The organism is Bremerella sp. TYQ1, from assembly GCF_020150455.1.
Lineage (GTDB): Bacteria > Planctomycetota > Planctomycetia > Pirellulales > Pirellulaceae > Bremerella > Bremerella volcania_A.
On record NZ_CP083740.1, the window covers coordinates 2,095,382 to 2,112,762 of the forward strand.

At 55.0% G+C, this 17,381-nt stretch carries 17 protein-coding genes; 12 read left to right on the forward strand and 5 right to left on the reverse strand.

The genetic code is table 11. The annotated features are described in order from the left end of the window. The first annotated feature begins 172 nt into the window (after positions 1 to 172). The 9 genes from LA756_RS07915 to LA756_RS07955 all read left to right on the forward strand — a co-directional run bounded on the left by LA756_RS07915 (position 173) and on the right by LA756_RS07955 (position 9,814). Positions 173 to 1,594: an SPFH domain-containing protein gene (locus LA756_RS07915; protein WP_224439330.1), complete on the forward strand. Its 1,422-nt coding sequence runs from the start codon at positions 173 to 175 to the stop codon at positions 1,592 to 1,594. Between the two features lie 48 nt (positions 1,595 to 1,642). Beyond that, entirely contained in the window at positions 1,643 to 2,392 is a 750-nt protein-coding gene (locus LA756_RS07920; protein WP_224439331.1) for a leucine-rich repeat domain-containing protein, read from the forward strand. A 255-nt stretch (positions 2,393 to 2,647) separates the two neighbouring features. Beyond that, the gene (locus LA756_RS07925) at positions 2,648 to 3,280 is read left to right on the forward strand and encodes a hypothetical protein (protein WP_224439332.1); all 633 of its coding nucleotides are present in this window, start codon (positions 2,648 to 2,650) and stop codon (positions 3,278 to 3,280) included. A gap of 45 nt (positions 3,281 to 3,325) precedes the next feature. Next, the gene (locus LA756_RS07930) at positions 3,326 to 3,682 is read left to right on the forward strand and encodes a carboxymuconolactone decarboxylase family protein (protein ID WP_224439333.1); all 357 of its coding nucleotides are present in this window, start codon (positions 3,326 to 3,328) and stop codon (positions 3,680 to 3,682) included. Positions 3,683 to 3,842: 160 nt separating this feature from the next. Beyond that, the gene (locus LA756_RS07935; RefSeq protein ID WP_224439334.1) at positions 3,843 to 5,507 is read left to right on the forward strand and encodes an SDR family NAD(P)-dependent oxidoreductase; all 1,665 of its coding nucleotides are present in this window, start codon (positions 3,843 to 3,845) and stop codon (positions 5,505 to 5,507) included. A gap of 108 nt (positions 5,508 to 5,615) precedes the next feature. After that, entirely contained in the window at positions 5,616 to 5,885 is a 270-nt protein-coding gene (locus tag LA756_RS07940; protein ID WP_224439335.1) for a hypothetical protein, read from the forward strand. Between the two features lie 100 nt (positions 5,886 to 5,985). Next, positions 5,986 to 6,960 (forward strand): MOSC domain-containing protein, encoded by a 975-nt coding sequence (locus LA756_RS07945; protein WP_224439336.1) that lies wholly within the window; start codon positions 5,986 to 5,988, stop codon positions 6,958 to 6,960. Between the two features lie 392 nt (positions 6,961 to 7,352). Continuing rightward, positions 7,353 to 8,708, forward strand: a complete 1,356-nt coding sequence (locus LA756_RS07950; RefSeq protein ID WP_224439337.1) for an arylsulfatase — start codon at positions 7,353 to 7,355, stop codon at positions 8,706 to 8,708. A 41-nt stretch (positions 8,709 to 8,749) separates the two neighbouring features. Continuing rightward, complete coding sequence (locus tag LA756_RS07955) at positions 8,750 to 9,814, forward strand: S9 family peptidase (protein ID WP_224439338.1); 1,065 nt, start codon at positions 8,750 to 8,752, stop codon at positions 9,812 to 9,814. Between the two features lie 73 nt (positions 9,815 to 9,887). On the opposite strand, the gene LA756_RS07960 is transcribed toward LA756_RS07955, so the two are convergent. Then, entirely contained in the window at positions 9,888 to 10,076 is a 189-nt protein-coding gene (locus LA756_RS07960; RefSeq protein WP_224439339.1) for a hypothetical protein, read from the reverse strand. A 207-nt stretch (positions 10,077 to 10,283) separates the two neighbouring features. On the opposite strand from LA756_RS07960, the gene LA756_RS07965 reads away from it, so the two are divergent. Further along, positions 10,284 to 11,123, forward strand: coding sequence for an alpha/beta hydrolase (locus tag LA756_RS07965; RefSeq protein WP_224439340.1), 840 nt, complete (start codon positions 10,284 to 10,286; stop codon positions 11,121 to 11,123). A 9-nt stretch (positions 11,124 to 11,132) separates the two neighbouring features. Here LA756_RS07965 and LA756_RS07970 read toward each other — a convergent pair whose 3' ends face one another. Next, positions 11,133 to 12,386 carry a glycoside hydrolase family 71/99-like protein gene (locus LA756_RS07970; protein WP_224439341.1) on the reverse strand — a complete coding sequence of 418 codons (1,254 nt, stop codon included), beginning with the start codon at positions 12,384 to 12,386 and terminating at the stop codon, positions 11,133 to 11,135. 42 nt (positions 12,387 to 12,428) lie between these two features. Further along, on the reverse strand, positions 12,429 to 13,928 hold the full coding sequence (locus tag LA756_RS07975) for a di-heme oxidoredictase family protein (protein WP_224439342.1): 1,500 nt from the start codon (positions 13,926 to 13,928) through the stop codon (positions 12,429 to 12,431). 262 nt (positions 13,929 to 14,190) lie between these two features. On the opposite strand from LA756_RS07975, the gene LA756_RS07980 reads away from it, so the two are divergent. Together LA756_RS07980 and LA756_RS07985 are read left to right on the forward strand one after the other, a co-directional pair. Continuing rightward, the gene (locus LA756_RS07980; protein WP_224439343.1) at positions 14,191 to 14,586 is read left to right on the forward strand and encodes a methionine-R-sulfoxide reductase; all 396 of its coding nucleotides are present in this window, start codon (positions 14,191 to 14,193) and stop codon (positions 14,584 to 14,586) included. A gap of 89 nt (positions 14,587 to 14,675) precedes the next feature. Next, a complete protein-coding gene (locus LA756_RS07985) occupies positions 14,676 to 15,572 on the forward strand; it encodes a LysR family transcriptional regulator (RefSeq protein ID WP_224439344.1) in 897 nt (298 codons plus the stop codon). Here LA756_RS07985 and LA756_RS07990 read toward each other — a convergent pair. Both LA756_RS07990 and LA756_RS07995 read right to left on the reverse strand, forming a co-directional pair. Further along, positions 15,569 to 16,060 (reverse strand): MgtC/SapB family protein, encoded by a 492-nt coding sequence (locus LA756_RS07990; RefSeq protein ID WP_224439345.1) that lies wholly within the window; start codon positions 16,058 to 16,060, stop codon positions 15,569 to 15,571. The two genes, LA756_RS07985 and LA756_RS07990, sit on opposite strands and share 4 nt — an antisense overlap. Before the next feature lie 165 nt (positions 16,061 to 16,225). Then, positions 16,226 to 17,329 carry a PDZ domain-containing protein gene (locus LA756_RS07995; RefSeq protein WP_224439346.1) on the reverse strand — a complete coding sequence of 368 codons (1,104 nt, stop codon included), beginning with the start codon at positions 17,327 to 17,329 and terminating at the stop codon, positions 16,226 to 16,228. Positions 17,330 to 17,381 lie beyond the last annotated feature (52 nt).

Genomic DNA, 17,381 nt, shown 5'->3' on the forward strand with positions numbered 1-17,381 from the left:
GAAGGGCTATCCGTCACAGATAATCGGTAGCCGTTATGCAACGAATCAAGAGAAGGGCCAGGAAAAGAGACATGCCCACGCCGACGTGAGCATGGCACCTGCCCCGGACTCAATCGACGACACAAAACAACCATCTCATCGCCAGATTTAAACTAGAAAGAGAGAAACCCTGATGAGCCTGCAACTGGAAGTCATTCAGTTTTTCGATAACTCGAATCGCTCCATCGTGCATCGCATGCCGCCGGAAGGCTCGGCCGCGATCAAGTACGGGGCTCAGCTCATCGTGCAGCAAAATCAGGAAGCCGTCTTCTTCATGGACGGCAAAGCGATGGACTCGTTCGGGCCCGGTCGCTACACGCTGCAAACGCAAAACATTCCGCTGATCACCAGCATACTGACGATGCCGTGGGAGAAGTCCCCGTTTCAGGCATCGGTCTATTACTTCGGCAAACAGACGTTCCTCGATCAGAAATGGGGCACGCGTCAGCCGATCACCATCCGCGATCGCGACTTCGGCATGATTCGCCTTCGCAGCTTCGGCAAGTTCTCGTTCCGTGTCGTCGATGCCCCCCTGATGCTGAACACCATCGTCGGCAGCCAAGGCAAATACACCACCGATGAAGTGAGCGGCTACTTGAAAGATTTGATCGTGGCCCGACTGACCGACCTGCTCGGAACGTCGCAGATCAGCATGTTGGATTTGCCGAGCAAGTTCGACGAGATCGCCGCTGGCACGCGGATCAAAGTTGCCGACGATTTTGCTAAGTATGGCTTGGAACTTGTCGACTTCTTCATCAACGCAATCACGCCGCCGGAAGAAGTGCAGAAAGCGATCGATGCTCGCAGCAGCATGGGTGCCATTGGCGATCTGCGTGCGTTCACCATGTATCAGGCCGCCAACAGCATGAGCAAGATGGCCGAGCAAGGGGGCGAAGGGGGAGGTGCCGGACCTGGCGCCATGCAGATGGGCATGGGGGCTGGCTTCGGGATGATGATGCCCGGCATGATGCACGCCGCCATGCAAGGCTATCAGCAGCCTGGCGCGCCACCGCAAGGTGGTCCCGGAACGCAGCCGATGGGTGCCCCGACAGGGCCGAACCCTGGCCCGGCTCCTGCCGCCGCGGCAATGGGTGGCGCGATGAGCTTCGACGACCTGCAAGGCTCCGCCGCCGCTCCTTCGCCAAAGCTAACCGCCAAAGACATCGTGAAAACGGTCGCCCAAACCAGCAACTGGCCCCTCACCGAAACGAGCGAAATGGAGTGGACCGTCAACGTTCCTGTCAGTTCGCTCCGCAAGCAAAACGTGCATATCACGTTTGGCCAGAAAGATGACGACGGCAACGAATTGGTTGTTTACCACAGCCTCTGCGGCCCGGCGAACGAACGCAACGCGATGGCTCTCTTGCGGTACAACACCAAGATGATTCATGGAGCGTTTGCGGTCGAAAAAGGAGACTCCGGCGAAGTCATCACCGTCCGCGCCAACCAACTCGCCGACGCTGTCGACCAACTGGAAATCACCAAAACCATCACCGCCATCGCCTGGCAAGCCGACAAAGTCGAAGAGAAACTGCTGGGGACCGATAACTATTAAGCGATCGCCACTTCACGGCAGCTTTGGTCAAAATCCGCTTCGGGTGCCATGGAAAGTTCCCAACCCAACCAACGTCGCCGCTTTCAATTCGGACTGCTCGCACTGCTGATCATGGTCACCGTCGTGGCCGTGACGACTGGTTTGCTGCGTGCGCCATTGCTGCGAACGCAGCAGGAAATGAAACTTGCCCAGCGAGTTCGCGAACTTGGGGGTCAAGTTACCTTGGGCGGGTCACTGGAAGGTCGCGGCCAGGCAGGGCAGTCGTATATCGGAGTGATCGATCTTAGCGGAACCCAAGTCACCGACGACGACTTGATCGAAATTGGTAAGCTCACGGGGCTGACCCATCTGTATCTCAATCGAACGGCCGTCACCGATGACGGTATGCAGTCGCTGGTATCGCTGCCGAGCCTGGTTCAACTGGAACTGGACGACACGTCGGTCACACGGACCGGAATCACACATATTGCCCAGTTGCCAACGCTGGAGGTACTGACGCTTGAACGCTGTCCGATCGATGACAGCGCCGTCGAAACCATTGCCAAAATCGCACCTCTGTGGATGTTACATCTCGACGGAACGGGGATCACGGACGAAGCGATGGTCCCAATCAACAAGCTTGCCCTCTTAAGGCATCTCAGCATCAAACACACTTCGATCGGTGACGCAGGACTTGGCCATCTGAACAAGCACCCCGCACTCGAAATAGTTTTTGTCAATCAGACCAACATCACCGAAACAGGCATTCAACAGTTCAACCGCAAGAAGGCCCACACAACACAAACGGCGATCCCCTAGGCCCGGGTGCCATGCCGTCGTCTTCGTCGGCATGTGAACTAGAAAAAGAGCATCAACAGCCCGGTCCGCACAAATGCTATCAATTCAACTGCCGCAGTGCGCAAGCCGACGACAGCAAAGGCCTTCAGCACGCACCTCTCGCAGTGCTGTTTAACACCCCCTCGGCAAGATGGTACAATCTGTCGCTGATTCTTGATCTTTAATTTGTCGATTGATTCGGTGAAGTCTCTATAGAGACAGGGCAACGAGGGAGCCATGCTGCGAAATTATTCTTCCGTGCGCCGTCGTATGATGTTGGCGTTTGTCGGCATGCTCGGGATGCTGTGCGTTCCGGTTGTGGGCGTTTCTCAGGAACTGAGCGACGACGAAATTCTGGCAGCCATCGAGAAACAAACCAACCTTTTTTCTCGTGTTCAAAGACTCTACGTCTTCCCTCCTGGCCGCAACAAACGCATCACCTTCGTACGTGCAGACAACGGGTATTTATACCTAATTGATTCGGCGGAGGATCTTGTCTTTTATTTACGCTTCGGCTTGCCTGTCCCGGAAAAGGCAAAACGGAAGATGAATGCGTACCGAGCTGAGTTCTCGTACGTTGTAAAAAAGACGGTAAGAGACGCCATGAAAAATCATGACGAGGCGTTCGACAAGAAGGTGATTGAGATCTTTGCACCGAAGGTCGTCAACTTACGTCCTAAGACTATTTCTGATCCGCCGCCACCGATGCTCGACTCGTACCATGTCAGCTACAGCGGTTTGAAGGGGAAGCATAACTTTCCGGGCGATCTTCCCCTGACCGCGAAGATCAAAGTGGGCGATGACACGCACATTCTAAAAACAACATTGCAGTATTACAGTCTTCCCAACATGCGGGTCATTAAAAAGTAAGGCCTGCATTCATCGCCCCGTTCCTTTCCATCCTCAGGAGCCATCATGCAGGAATATCAAACCCCGAAAGATCGCGCGTACACGCAAGACTTGATTGACTCGGCGCGGCCGGAAGCCGAGGCTTTTTTAAACCTGAAGCATACCGCCGAACGCTCCGATGGCGCGATTCCGGTAAAGTACCGGGAACTGATGTCGGTCGCTGTCGCGATGACGACTCAATGTGCTTACTGCATCGAAGCCCACATCAAAAACGCGATCGATGCCGGCGCAAGCAAAGAGGAGATCGGCGAAGCGGTTTTCATCGCCGCCGCGCTCCGCGCCGGAGGAGCGGTCGGCAACGGACTGATGGCCATGAAAATGTTCGACGAGATGAGCCAAGACGCAGAAGGTGCCGCCAAGTAAAGCTCGGCCACAAGACCAGACTTCATGTGCATCTCGCTGGACGATTGTGCATTCAGATGAATATTCGCCAACGAGATGTGTTTTACAGGATTGGGCGAATTAGAATAGAGTCTGATCGTCTTGTGATTGCCAGCTCTGTTTTGGGATGAAGTTTGTTCGGATGCCTAGCGAATCTCGCGTCTCGAATCTGATTGATCGTGTCGTCGTTATCACCGGCGGGGCCAATGGCATTGGGGCGGCGGTGGTTCGGTTGATGCTACAGCGCGGGGCGAACGTGGTGGTCGGGGACATCGACAAAGCGGCCGCGGCGCGATTGACGACCGAAGTCCGCGACCGTTGGGGGCTCGATCGATTCGGCTTCGAGGTGTGCGACGTTCGCGAAGAGTCTGATATTGTTCACCTGTTGAAGTATGCCCAAGCGAAGTTCGGTGCCGTTCACTGCATGATCAACAACGCCGGCACCGGCGGGGCGTTCGGATCGCTGCTGGAGACCTCGGCGGTCGACTGGGACAACACGCAAGCCATCAATCTCCGCAGTGCGTTTCTCGGGACCAAACATGCCGCGAAGATGATGATCGAGCAAGCGACTGGGGGTTCGATCATCAACGTCACTTCGGTTGCCGCCCATCAAGGAGGAGCAGGAGGGGCAGCCTACTCGGCATCGAAAGCAGGTATCGATTCGTTGACGCGAGTCGCCGCTACGCAGCTTGGCAAACATAACATCCGCGTGAATGCCGTTTGCCCCGGGGCAATTGTGTCGTCGCTGACGCATCGCAATATCGACCCTGACGGCATGATGGAAGCGGCCGCCGCGACGCAGCCGCTTGGCTTCGCTGGCGTCCCGGATCATATCGCTCCGGCGTTTGCATTCCTGGCAAGCGATGACTCGCAGTTCATGTCGGGCTCGGTCATGGTGCTTGACGGCGGTTATACGGCCGAAGGACAAAACCTTTACAGCGGCAGCCATCCTTTTGGCAATGCGATTGTCGATCGAGCGACGCGTGCCGGGGTGGGTAGCTTCGACAGCGGGATTCGTAATGCCACGAACGATCGGCCGGATGAATCGGTCCTCGAGCAACTTCGCGCCGAACTGCCTTCCGGTCCGAAACGTTGTGTACTGATTACCGGCGTCAGTCGCGGGCTAGGTCGCGAGCTATGCCTCCACATGATCGACGCTGGGCACACCGTGGTAGGTGTCGCGCGAAGCCAAGAGGCGATTGAGGCTTTGCGAAACGAATTCCCAGGAACACACCGTTTCGACAGTCTCGATGTTTCCAACAGCGAACAAGTCAAAGCCTGGGCCGACGATGTCACCGCTTCCGGATTGGTGCCAGACTTGATCTTGAACAACGCAGCCGTGGTGAACGAGCTGAAACAGGTCTGGCGGATCGAACCAGACGAGTTTCAAAAAGTGATGCAGGTCAACGTCCTGGGGTCGTTTTACGTGCTGCGTTATTTGCTGCCGGCAATGATTCGGCAGAAGAAGGGAATCATCGTCAACTTCAGTTCCGGTTGGGGACGCACCGCCGCGGCGAAGGTTTCTCCGTACTGCGCGTCGAAGTGGGCCGTCGAAGGAATGACCCAGGCCATCGCCGAAGAACTGCCGCCAACGATGGGTGTCGTCACGCTGCATCCTGGAATCATTCAAACCGATACTTTGACGGCGTCCTTCGGTGAATCGGCGAGCCTTTACCCGACTCCGCAAGAGTGGGCCAAAGTGGCGGTGCCGTATGTGTTGGGGATCGAACCGAGCGACAACGGCAAACAGCTTTCGGTGCCTGGGATGACCACGTTTCGCGGCATGGGCAAGCTGAATGCGACTTAGTCGCGAAAGTTGTCCAACTTCTCTTGCCCTTTCGCCTCAGCACACTACCCTTACTGTGGGTGTGTCGACACACTCGCTAGAATTCCCCCATCGCATGAAGGAAGAACGATGAAGAAGTTTCTTGGACTCGCCGTAGTTTTCGCTTTGATTACCGCTGGCACCGCTTGGGCCATTACGGAAAACCAGGCGATGGTTGCCCCTGTGCTAGAGCAGTTGAAGTTGGAAGCCGTCCCCAGCAAAGTCATCGGCGGCCCTCAAACCTATAAGATTACGAACGAAACCATCGAGCTGCTCAAAGAAGCCAAAAAGGAAAGCAAGCACATCGTGCTGAAGCCTAGCGGCGAGATCGAGTTTGTCGCCAAGAAGAAAAAGAAGTAGCAAGACGAGTCAGTCTTCTGTCCTATTCCAGGCGTGAACCTTCTCACGCCTGAGGTGTCTTCCGAGGCGGTCTCACACCACTTGAGAACGAGAGCCAAGGATGACCGACCATCAGTTGCTTGCCGCCTTTGAGGATGGCACGCTCGAACGCCACCTCTGGACACACGAAGCCCATGTGCGTGTGGCATTTTTGATTGCTTCGCGCGGCGATTGGGTCGCTTCTCTTCGCGAAATTCGTCAGCGAATTCAAGCTTACAACGCGACCACCGCGACACCAGAAGCCCTTGATCGCGGCTATCACGAAACCATGACAGCCGCATTTCTCAGGCTCATTTTCAGCGCGAATCAGAAGACAGGACCTCATGCGTCTTCACAACTGTTTCTCGACGCGCATCCCGAACTGCTCGACAAGCGAGTGCTGCGGCGGTATTACTCTCGATCGCGTATCATGACGTGGCAGGCCAAGCAGCAGTTTGTCCCGCCTGACAATCACCCTTTGCCCATTATTCAAGGCGAAACCATGCCGGAACATTTGTCACTCGAGCAGCTCGAAGAGGGCCTTCCTCTGATCGAAAAGTCGCCCCACGACGAAGGTGAATTGAAGGCGATCGTCATTCGCCCGAAAACCGACGAGCGAAATAGTCTGGCGTTTTGTGAACTCAGCCCTGAAGGAGGCGTTCACGGCGACAACTGGGCATTAGGTTGTTGGATGTCTCTACCGGATGGGTCGCCTCATCCCGACGTGCAAGTCACCATCATGAACTCTCGGGCCATCGATCTCATTGCCGGCGACTCCGGCCGGTGGGCATTGGCGGGCGACAACTTGTTTGTCGATATGAACCTGAGCATCGAGAACCTCCCAGTCGGCCAGCAGCTTGCTCTTGGTGACGTCGTGCTGGAAATCACCGAGATCCCTCACAACGGCTGCAAGAAGTTCGCCGATCGCTTCGGGAAAGATGCCGTTAAGTTCGTGAACTCGCCGGTTGGCAAGCAACTGCATCTTCGCGGTATCTACGCCAAAATCGTGAAACCAGGCATCGCACGCGTCGGCGATACGATTCGCAAGATCTCGTAACGCCAAAGCAAGAAAGAGAAAAAGCGTGCGAGACAGTCCCGCACGCTCTTCCATGTCGATCCCCATCGACTATTAGCTCGCGACGTTCCCATTAATTGCGTACGCCGCTGAGTTGCTTCTTCGTTTAATGAACAATGCATCACGGATGCCAACGATAAGCTCCAATGCCGCGCTGCAGCCGCTAAGTCGTTCAATGATCGAGGCTTAACCAGAACGCTCATTTTCCTCGCGTCGACCAGAGGTTTGGGAAGGTGCCGATCGTTGTCGGATCGATAACGGCATGTCTCACGGAAACCTCCGTCAGAAAAGCGAGTGGCATGCTGAAAGTAGGGGAGTTAAGCTGAGCCTCGAGAGCTTTTTCTTTGTATTGCCTACTTACTTGCCTGATTGCCATGATTCGATCGACACTGTTTGCCGTTTCCGTTCTGCTGCTGTTTGCTTCGTCACTGCTCGCTGCCGACGCCAAGCGGCCGAACATCATTTACGTCATGCTGGATGATGCGGGCTACAACGATTTCGGTGCGATGGGTTCGCCCCACGTGCAAACGCCGGTATTCGACCGAATGTGTGCCGAAGGAATGCGATTCACCGATCATTACAGCGGTTCGGCCGTTTGTGCTCCGACACGTTGCGTGCTGATGACCGGGCTACACACAGGTCATTGCCGACGCCGAGACAATCAGGCCAAAGCCAATCGTGACCAGACCGATCAGAACGGACTCGTCTTTCTGAAGGACGAAGATGTCACCGTCGCGGAAGTGATGAAGCAGGCAGGCTACGTGACCGGCGGCATCGGCAAGTGGGGCCTGGGCAACCCCGGCTTTGACGGTTCGCCTGACAAGCAAGGCTTCGATCATTTTCTGGGATACCTGGATCAGGTCCATGCGCATTCGTATTACACCGATTGGTTGTGGAACGATGGCGAGCGGATGGAAACCGGCAAACGATACTCGCACTATTTCTTCGAAGAAGACACGCTCCGCTTCATTCGCGAGAACCAGAAGAAACCATTCTTTCTTTATCTGCCGTATACGCTTCCGCATGGCAAATACGAAATCCCTGCTGACGATCCCGCGACAAAGCTCTACGCAGACAAGGATTGGCCGCAACAGGTAAAGAACTATGCCGCGATGATCAGCAGGGCCGATATGACGGTTGGCAAGATTTTGGATCTGCTGAAAGAACTGGACCTGGATGAGAACACAATTGTTTTCTATACGTCCGACAACGGTCCCAACGCTCCATTTATGAAGCACCTAAACTCGAATGCTCCTTTCAGCGGCGGCAAACGAAGCTTGAAGGAAGGAGGCATCCGGGCAGCTATGGCGGTTCGCTGGCCTGGCCATGTTCCGGCGGGAAAGACGAGCGATTTCGTTTGGGACATGCGGGACGTGTTCCCAACTTCGTGCGATATTGCCGGCATCGAGGTACCTTCGCATCTAGATGGAATTTCCGTTTTGCCGACGCTTCGTGGCGAATCGCAGCCGGGGCACTCGCACCTTTATTGGGAGTTTCCTGTCCGTTCGCAGCAAGCGGTTCGGATGGGGAAATGGAAAGGGTATCGCGAAGGCACGGAGGGTGCCATCGAGCTGTTTGATCTGACGAGTGACCCTGCCGAAAAGAGCAATGTCGCCCACGCCCATCCGGATGTCGTCCAGCAAATGGCTACGATCATGCAGCAGTCGCACGAGCCAAATCAATTCTGGCCGCTGGACTCTGGCAAAAAAAAGACGAGAATGAAGAAGTAGCCCCGCCAACTTTCCTCTTGAATCCTGCCAGAAAGATTTCGATGCTTCGTTGTTTTGCTTCGCTCGCACTATGCGCGCTGTTGGTATCGTTTGTTTCCGCGGAAGATGTTACCTGGTTGGCGGAAGTCGCCACGCCTCCGGAAGAATTTGCTTTAAAAGCGAACGGTAGCCAGGCCATCGATAAGCCATGGCCTGAACAGCGGGAAGCGATTCGTGACGAGTGGAAGCAGTTCCTCGGTGCGTACAGCTATCCCGATCTTCCCTTGAAAATGGAAACGGTCCAGGAAGAAAAGCTGGAGCATTGCACGCGTCGTTTGATTCGGTATCAAGCGGAGCCAGGCCGAATCGTTCGAGCCTACTTGCTGATTCCTCACGGCGATGCCCCCACGAAACGACCTGCGATTGCCGCTTTCCATGGGACGAGCACCAACACGTTCGACAAGCTGGTCGGACTTGCTGCAGAACCGGCTCGGCACATGGCATTGCGACTGGTCGAACAAGGGTTCATCGTGCTGTGCCCTGAGAACTTCCTGTGGGAACAAAGCTCTTATCAGAAGTCGACCGAAGCGGCCCTGAAACCTCATCCCCAAAGTAAAGGGATGGCGGTGATGCTGGCCGACTGCATGCGAGCGGTCGATGTGCTGCTGACAATGGAAGATGTCGACCCCCAACGTATCGGTGCGTATGGGCATTCATTGGGGGCGAAGGAAGCGTTTTACCTGGCCGCGATGGACGATCGCGTTTGTGCCGCGGTGGCGAGCGAAGGGGGCATCGAGATTGGCTTCTCGAACTGGGACGCCATCTGGTATCTCAGCGACGAAGTCAACGCAAAAGACTTCCAGTTGAAGCACAGCGATTTGGTACGTTTGATTGCCGGGCGACCATTTCTCGTGCTCGGCGGGGAAGAAGGACGCGGGTGTGCCGATGGCGAGCGTAGCTGGAAGGCGCTGCACGAGGGGCAAAAGGCCTGGCAGGCGAACTATCCCGGCCCAGTCCGCATGGGGCTTTATAACCACGGGGAAGGGCATTCGCTCTCGATGAAGTCTGGCGACCGCATTCTCGATTGGATGAATGCGTACGTGAAAAATCGCGGCGAGAACGAATAAGCTCGCTCCTGGAATAAACCAATGCTTCTTCGCCCTAGCACGCGGCGAAGGAGCATTGGCAATTATCGCAAATCTATTTCGCGAGTTTCTTCTTAGCCGTATTGAGTCCCTTCGAGATCGTGTCGACCGCATCAGCGGCGTCCATCTTCGCCAGCAGCAGAAACGCTTCGCTGAGGACTCGCTTGGTTTCCGAAACCGAGATCTCTGTCTTGTCCGTATCAACGTTGCGCGAAACTTCGTTGTAGAAATCGGTCAACTTCATGGTGCTTTCCCTTTAGCAATGAGTGGAAGAGTGACGGTTACGTGAGGTAGTGTAACCGAATTCGCCGAAGGGGTCATCGTTTCCTGGAGAGAAACATGCCGGCGTGAACGAAGACGCACCGTGACACAAGATTATTCGCGAGTTGCCGTGGAATCGATTACGATAAGCAGACTCGATTCCCACCGTTCCCTATCACCGAGAACCACCATGCATACTGCTTTTCGTTTCCTGCCGCTGATCGTCCTGGGACTTTTCGCCTCGTCCGTCTTCGCGGCTCCTCCGGTCGGAGAACCATCGGTGTACAAGGAAGTCGACGGTCGCAAGCTGAAGCTCTATGTCACCAAGCCAGACGACTGGAAAAAGTCGGACACACGTCCGGCGATTGTCTTCTTTCATGGCGGCGGCTGGGTCGGCGGGGCTCCAGGGCAATTTACCGAACATAGCAAGCATCTTGCCAAGCATGGCATGGTGACCGTACAAGTCGAGTACCGTTTGCTCGATCGAAAAAGCAACGATCCGCCGGTCACTTGTACAGAAGATGCTTTGGACGCGATGCGTTGGGTTCGTATGCACGCAACGGAACTAGGCATCGATCCGCAGCGTATCGCCACCAGTGGCGGCTCGGCCGGCGGTCACTTGGCTGCTTACCTCGGAACCGTTGATCAAGGGAAACAAGAGATCTCAACGAAACCGAACGCGATGGTCTTGTTCAATCCGGTTTACGACAACGGCCCGAAAGGCTGGGGAACGCAGCGAGTGAAAGACCGTTATCAAGAGTTTTCGCCGGCCCATAACATCAGTGCCGATGATCCCCCGAGCATTGTGTTTCTGGGGTCCAACGACAAGCTAATTCCCGTTGCGACTGCTGAGAATTTTCAGAAGAAAATGCAAGACGAAGGTGTGACCAGCGAGCTTCGCGTTTATGAAGGGCAGGGGCATGGCTTCTTCAACCATGGCAAAGACAAAAACCGCTGGTATAACGAAACGGTGAAAGAGATGGACAAGTTTCTCACCTCGTTGGGGTGGATCAAGCAGCCAGCGAATTAGTGGCTGACGTCAGGGCGAAATCGGAATCGTCTCTTGAATCGGTGTTTGGCCACGGATCATCTTGGTGCCTTCTCCCGTCACGCGAAGGTACCAGTCGCTCGGCATTCCGTCGTAGGTCTGAAAGTTGCCTTGGATAGGCGGATTGTTGGTGACTTTAAAGATTGCCGTTGCTTCGTCCACTTCGTCGAACATCGCAACATAGACCATTCCCGTTTTAAGTTTCGCGGCGGCGACAAACTGCTCCCAGAGGAACTTGCCGTCGCGGCGAGCAATGGTATCTCGCTGTGCTAACGGTCCCTTCAAATTCGTCCAGCCGAAACCAGGGAACGCGACCGGCATCAATCGGGCATCGACCGATTGAGCGGCCGCGAGATCTTCCGGCCATGATCGCGTGTTGGCAACTTTCTCGCCCTGAGCAGACGTGAGCACGTTGCCTACATTCCAGGGACTGATCACATCTAACTGACGGTACGCGGCCGCCCATTTCTCGTCGGTCACTTGTCGCCACGTCGGTGGCACACCTCCGATGACCGTCGCGCGATACGGCCCTTCTTCGTGGAAGAATTCGATGAGTCGACTCGCAAGCTCGCCATCGAAGCGATCAGGATAAAGCCCCCATAGGAAAACGACCGGCAGTCCGTCGTGATCGAGGTAGCGTTCGTCGCGGGTGACTTTGCGTTGATCGCAAAGCTGCCGCCAATCGTCGGTCAATCGGCGATAAATCCGTTCGGTTGGATAGCCTGACAAGTCGTAACAGATGGCAAACGTTCGCCCAGTATCCTTCGATGCGGTGCGAACATGCTCCAAAATCTCGTCGAAGGATGGTTGTCGCAGGTTCACCAAAAATCGCTGCACAAAGACGCCATCAATTCCGTACTGCTGCATCCATTGAAAATGCCGCTCGATGACAGCTTTGTTTGCGCTGCTATACAAGTACGCCGGTGAACCGTTGGCATGTGTGAAACCAGGCACGGCAACTTTTTCGTTCTGAGAGAACTCCGACAGATCGGGCCACATCTCGAACGTTAGCGAAGTGGGCGAGATGGTTTCGCGACGGCTCCAATGCATCCAACCTGAGTTTGTCCCATCGGTAGGACAGCGAAACCAGGCTTGATAGCCGCAAAGCACTTTGCCATCGAGGGTCGTTGCGTCGACTTGATTCGGCGGTTGGGCTGCCAGAAAACCGCTCGCCCCAAAGCAAAGTGCGGCAGTCAACAAGACCCACGGCACTCCCAAAAAACGTCGCTGAAAAAGTATCGGCATCAGAACGCCTACCCAGGCAAAAGGAATCGATCAAAGTCGCGACTATTCCCGCGACGCGACCGAATTCATTGTACCTGGTACCAGACTGGAAATCCTATTGTCGTTCAAATGCTCTTCATTGCCCGTGAATTGCCGGGCTTCTTCCTTTGGAATTTCCGGGGCTTTCAGCGACTTGAGAAACTGGAGAACACTGAACTGCTGCTCTTCATCCAGTTGCATGAATCTTGCCGCCGATATCGTTGCTTCGCCACCATGCCATTCAATGGCTTCTCGCAACGTTTCGGCCCTGCCGTCGTGCAGATAAGGCGCTGAGTCTGCTACGCCCCATAGTGGAGGTGTGCGATATTCCTGATATTCGTCGCGCCGCTCGATAGTCGTAAACGTTTCGACTCGATGATATTCGCCGCCGTAGTACATTGGCATAGAAATCAATTTCCGGGCGGTAACCACCGTCACAGGAATTCTAGCGGCAGGAACGGGATCTTCGAACTCAGCCCCCATGTTATGCAGCAAAAAGTCAGAATAAACACCGCTAACCGCTCCAACATCTTCGACATGGCACTGAGCACACCCGATCGAATTAAAAAGCATCTGGCCCTGACTTACGTGACTTCGCATATTCGGATCTTCCGGCAAGACTTGCTGCGGTCGCGGAAGGGATCGCACAAAGGCAACTAGTTCGTCTGTTTGTGAAGGCTCCAGATCGACGCCGGTCAAACGATAATCAGGCTGCGTGGGATCCTCGGCTTGTAACATCTCTTGAACTTGTAATCCAACTTCGGCAGCACAAGCACCTTTGACAAACAGATCAAGATCGTCCAGTTGGCCTCGCCATCCGAACCGTCCTGACTTTCTGCCTGAGATACCAGTCTGGTAACTCGATTTGTTTTGCGTATCGGCAATAGCAACGATATCTGACTCGTTGATTCCATCCGCAATCAAATTGGCACCGAATAGTTGAGGAGGATTTCGATCCGCAGTCGCAAATTGAATTTCCCTCATGTAGGCGACAAGCTGAAGTGGCATACTCGATGCCGCGGCCAAGTTTCGCTCTCGCAGCATTCGACGCAGTCGACCTCGAGATTCAAAGCTATCTTCCAGTGGCGTCGTAATGCGTTGATGGACTTCATCATAGTCTTGGTTCGTACTGTATCGGTGCAGTAGAACGCCCGTCGAAATACGCCCTTGATCGTCGACAAACAACGGATGCATCAGCTTAAGCCGATTGCGGATTGCGTCGGCGTTACGCTGCGTAAATTTGCCTGGTTCGGGAAGGAACGCCAACATCTGCGCGTTATGCTCGTTGGTGCCGCTGCCTCCCACGCCTCCTTGAGAATGGCATTCCGCGCAGCTTTTCGCATTGTAAAGTGGACCAAGTCCGTCGCCGTTCGGACTGAGTTTGTCATTGGGCTGCCATTGATGGACAAAGAGGTCGCGGCCCTTGGCAATTTTTTCAGGAGTCGTATCGAACTGGGCCCATGCCGGTGAAGCAAAAAATGTGGCCAGCATTCCGACGACGAGACATAACACGACACGATTCATCTGATTCCCTTTCTTCCACGAAGCGCTCTATGTAGCCGCACGAGTGGGGCCAACACCCCCTATCTAAGCAATGTTTTCCGACGCTGCAAACATTCTGTCCATCTTTTTCGGAAACGTTCGTAAAACGAGAAAGAGATCAAACAACACCGATATAGCCACATTGCCTATCCTTCCAAGAACCGACCGCTTGGTTCCCGCCGCATGCCTCTTAAAATGAAGAAACCCCCAGTCGATCAACTTCGAGCTTGTCAGGAAGAACACCATGTCGTCGAACTTCAATTCCCTCAACGATGCCGAGCAACATGTCATTCTGCGGAAAGGAACCGAACGTCCTTTCACCGGCGAATATACCGATTTGAAAGCGAAAGGAACGTTCATTTGCCGGCAATGCAACATGCCGCTCTATCGCTCGGACGACAAGTTCGAGAGCCATTGTGGATGGCCTAGTTTCGATGACGACCTGCCAGACTCGGTGAAACGTGTCCCGGATGCCGATGGTCGCCGCACCGAGATCGTCTGCGCCAACTGCGGCGGGCACTTGGGCCACGTATTTGAAGGAGAAGGCTTTACCTCAAAGAACACGCGGCACTGCGTCAACTCGATCTCCATGCGTTTTATTCCGGAAGGCGAGACACTGCCGGAGGTGATCCAGCCGTAGCGGATGCTCTCGCATGAACCATGCGTTGTGTGCATAATGGCGAACACGACTATGCATAACATCCTGGGATCTTCGCGGTTTGCGGCAGCATGGAAATCGAACAACTCCAACAGTTCTTAAAGCTCGCCGAGCTTGGCAACTTCACCAGAGCCGCCGAGAGTCTGGCCATGTCTCAGCCGGCGTTAAGTCGTTCGATTGCTCGGCTGGAAGAAACGCTCGGCCAGCCGCTGTTTGAACGTCAGAGCCGAAAAGTCACGCTCACCGATGCAGGGCAGATTCTATTGCCGCGAGCGCATCGGATTGTCTCTCTTGTGGAAGACACCAAAGCCGAAATCTCTGACGACGGCGAGAGTGGACGGATTCGCCTGGGTGCCATTCCGACGATCGCTCCGTTTTTACTTCCGGAGATGCTGAGCCCGTTTTCCGAAACCTTTCCCAAGGCCCATCTGACCGTTCAGGAAGACACCACCGACAATCTTCTGCGGCGATGCCAACAAGGAGAAATCGACTTGGCGATACTTGCCTTACCGATTTCGGCCAAGCATTTGGAAGTGGAGGCGTTGTTCGATGAAGAGTTGCTGTTAGTGCTTCCCGTCAATCATCCCCTGGGGGCAAAGAAGCAGATCAAGCTGGCCGACATCGAACCATATCCATTTATTTTGCTGGATGAAGCTCATTGCCTTTCGGACAACATCGTCACGTTTTGTCGCCATCGCTCGTTCAACCCGATTTCGGTCGAACGAACAAGCCAACTGGCGACCGTGCAAGAGTTGGTTTCGATGAACCATGGCGTGTCGATGATTCCCACGATGGCCAAGAAGCTCGACTCCAGCCCTCGCCGCGTTTACCGATCGTTGCATGGAACGAAACCGATGCGGAAAATTGCGATGATCTGGAATCCGTATCGGTTCCAATGCAAATTGATCGATCGCTTCAAGGAACATGTGCGGCAATTCTCAAAGTCTTACAACGCGTTGGCTGACTAAGGGCCAGGGTCAGACTTTCCGTCGAAGAAGATACGCTCGAATGCCCCGACGCAAACCAGCGTGATCATTGCCAAACCAATCGCCATCACGCCGAGTCCGTAAAACCCCATGCCACACGCGAGTCCTGTTGCGGCGGCAACCCAAATGGAAGCAGCGGTTGTCAAACCGCGGACATCACCGCGTGATTCAATGATCGATCCGGCGCCCAGAAATCCAACACCGCCGATGATCCCAGATACAATCCGGAACAAATCGACCTCTAACCAGGAAGGCTCGTTTTGCCCGAGCGATTCGGTGTAGTGCAGTCCCGCAAGTACGAACGTGGCAGCACCGAGCGAAACCATCATGTGCGTCCGCAGCCCGGCCGGCTTGGCTTTCTTTTCCCGTTCCCAGCCGAGTGCCGCGCCGCACAGCGTTGCCAACAACAGCCGTACGAACGACTCGGCACTCCATGTCGATGCGATCGCAATCAGGGAAATGTCATTCATCGTGCTTCCTCGCAAGTGGCGTCCCTCAGGGATGAATAGCTACTTGTTTTGCAGCACAAGACATGCCGAACGCTCATCAAATCTTCACAATCTAAAATGCAGCGATTCGCGCATGAAAAAGGGCCTCCCGTGGGAAGCCCTTTGTAGATGGTTGCGAGCGGCGATTTAAAGATCGCGGCCATTCCGCATTGCGCGGAGCTCTTCGCGGAGTTCGCGGACCTCTTGTTCCAAGTCGCGTACGCGTCGGCTGAGCGAATCGACTTGTTCCTGCGAAACCATTCCGGCCGGCATCTCACCACCTTCGACCGCCTCCAATGCGTTCTGCAACATTCGCAGAGCAGGGCGATCACCGTTGGCTCCTGGAGTACCGGGGCCGAGATCTCGGTCGTTCGGCGGTGGCAAGTCGCGTGGGTTGCCATAATAGAGTTGGGTCGATTCCATTCGATTGCCGTAATAGTAATTTACGGGAATCGTCCGATCAGCCGGGGAAGAGCGGACCATCTGGATCAATCCCACAGCATCATCCACGCGGCGGCCATCGTATGAAACAATCACAGCACCTACAGGAATGTTGGCTCGGTCAGCGACACTTCCGCGGCTAACGCTTTCGACATAAGCGCCGCGGCGTACCGATACGCCTGTCTGAGCACGAATTTGATCGGTCAACGGTACCACGCGCACTCCCAGAACGCGCGGCGCGTTATCAACCGGCGGTGGAAGCGGGTCGGCAGGCAGAGGCATTTCTTCTTCCACGCCTAACGGATCGTACGGAACCGGACGATCAGGGCGAGTTGGTCGTACAGGCACTTCAACCTCTTGGCTACCGAGCACCAGCGTCATTCCCACAGTCTTGCTGTTGTCTCGAATCGCTTTCACGACGATTCGATCGCCAGGCTTCTTTTCGTCCATCCAAGCGGCAAGTTCGTCGAGCGAGCCGAACATCTTGCCATCGATCGACATGATGCGGTCACCTTGCTGCAGCCCTGCTTGCGCGGCAGGTCCCCCTGGATTGACGTTGGTGACGAGAAGTCCTTGGTTTTGCTGTGGATCAGCATCCGCCACGGCCGAATCGAGCATCGCCCCTAGATAAGGACGTTCAATCGTGTCTGTTGGAGGAGGGCGATTGGGACGGTCAGGTCGGTTTTCTTGAACCTGATCTAGCAGGTTTCCTAGTCGTTCCAATGCCCCTTGTGCCATGGCTGCTTGGGGAGAGAGCAGCAGAACTCCTCCCAGAACCAGGGCGATTCCATATCGTGTTCGTGACTGCATCCGATCCTCCTTCTCTGATTACACTCAGGGGACAGTACCCCAAGCAGGTTGC

What these genes read in the sequence shown, in the direction of transcription:
- LA756_RS07970 (WP_224439341.1), bottom strand. Translation starts at nt 12,386, where the DNA reads ATGCCGATACTTTTTCAGCGACGTTTTTTGGGAGTGCCGTGGGTCTTG.
- LA756_RS07930 (WP_224439333.1), top strand. Translation starts at nt 3,326, where the DNA reads ATGCAGGAATATCAAACCCCGAAAGATCGCGCGTACACGCAAGACTTG.
- LA756_RS07940 (WP_224439335.1), top strand. Translation starts at nt 5,616, where the DNA reads ATGAAGAAGTTTCTTGGACTCGCCGTAGTTTTCGCTTTGATTACCGCT.
- LA756_RS07975 (WP_224439342.1), bottom strand. Translation starts at nt 13,928, where the DNA reads ATGAATCGTGTCGTGTTATGTCTCGTCGTCGGAATGCTGGCCACATTT.
- LA756_RS07915 (WP_224439330.1), top strand. Translation starts at nt 173, where the DNA reads ATGAGCCTGCAACTGGAAGTCATTCAGTTTTTCGATAACTCGAATCGC.
- LA756_RS07935 (WP_224439334.1), top strand. Translation starts at nt 3,843, where the DNA reads ATGCCTAGCGAATCTCGCGTCTCGAATCTGATTGATCGTGTCGTCGTT.
- LA756_RS07980 (WP_224439343.1), top strand. Translation starts at nt 14,191, where the DNA reads ATGTCGTCGAACTTCAATTCCCTCAACGATGCCGAGCAACATGTCATT.
- LA756_RS07950 (WP_224439337.1), top strand. Translation starts at nt 7,353, where the DNA reads ATGATTCGATCGACACTGTTTGCCGTTTCCGTTCTGCTGCTGTTTGCT.
- LA756_RS07965 (WP_224439340.1), top strand. Translation starts at nt 10,284, where the DNA reads ATGCATACTGCTTTTCGTTTCCTGCCGCTGATCGTCCTGGGACTTTTC.
- LA756_RS07985 (WP_224439344.1), top strand. Translation starts at nt 14,676, where the DNA reads ATGGAAATCGAACAACTCCAACAGTTCTTAAAGCTCGCCGAGCTTGGC.
- LA756_RS07960 (WP_224439339.1), bottom strand. Translation starts at nt 10,076, where the DNA reads ATGAAGTTGACCGATTTCTACAACGAAGTTTCGCGCAACGTTGATACG.
- LA756_RS07945 (WP_224439336.1), top strand. Translation starts at nt 5,986, where the DNA reads ATGACCGACCATCAGTTGCTTGCCGCCTTTGAGGATGGCACGCTCGAA.
- LA756_RS07955 (WP_224439338.1), top strand. Translation starts at nt 8,750, where the DNA reads ATGCTTCGTTGTTTTGCTTCGCTCGCACTATGCGCGCTGTTGGTATCG.
- LA756_RS07995 (WP_224439346.1), bottom strand. Translation starts at nt 17,329, where the DNA reads ATGCAGTCACGAACACGATATGGAATCGCCCTGGTTCTGGGAGGAGTT.
- LA756_RS07990 (WP_224439345.1), bottom strand. Translation starts at nt 16,060, where the DNA reads ATGAATGACATTTCCCTGATTGCGATCGCATCGACATGGAGTGCCGAG.
- LA756_RS07920 (WP_224439331.1), top strand. Translation starts at nt 1,643, where the DNA reads ATGGAAAGTTCCCAACCCAACCAACGTCGCCGCTTTCAATTCGGACTG.
- LA756_RS07925 (WP_224439332.1), top strand. Translation starts at nt 2,648, where the DNA reads ATGCTGCGAAATTATTCTTCCGTGCGCCGTCGTATGATGTTGGCGTTT.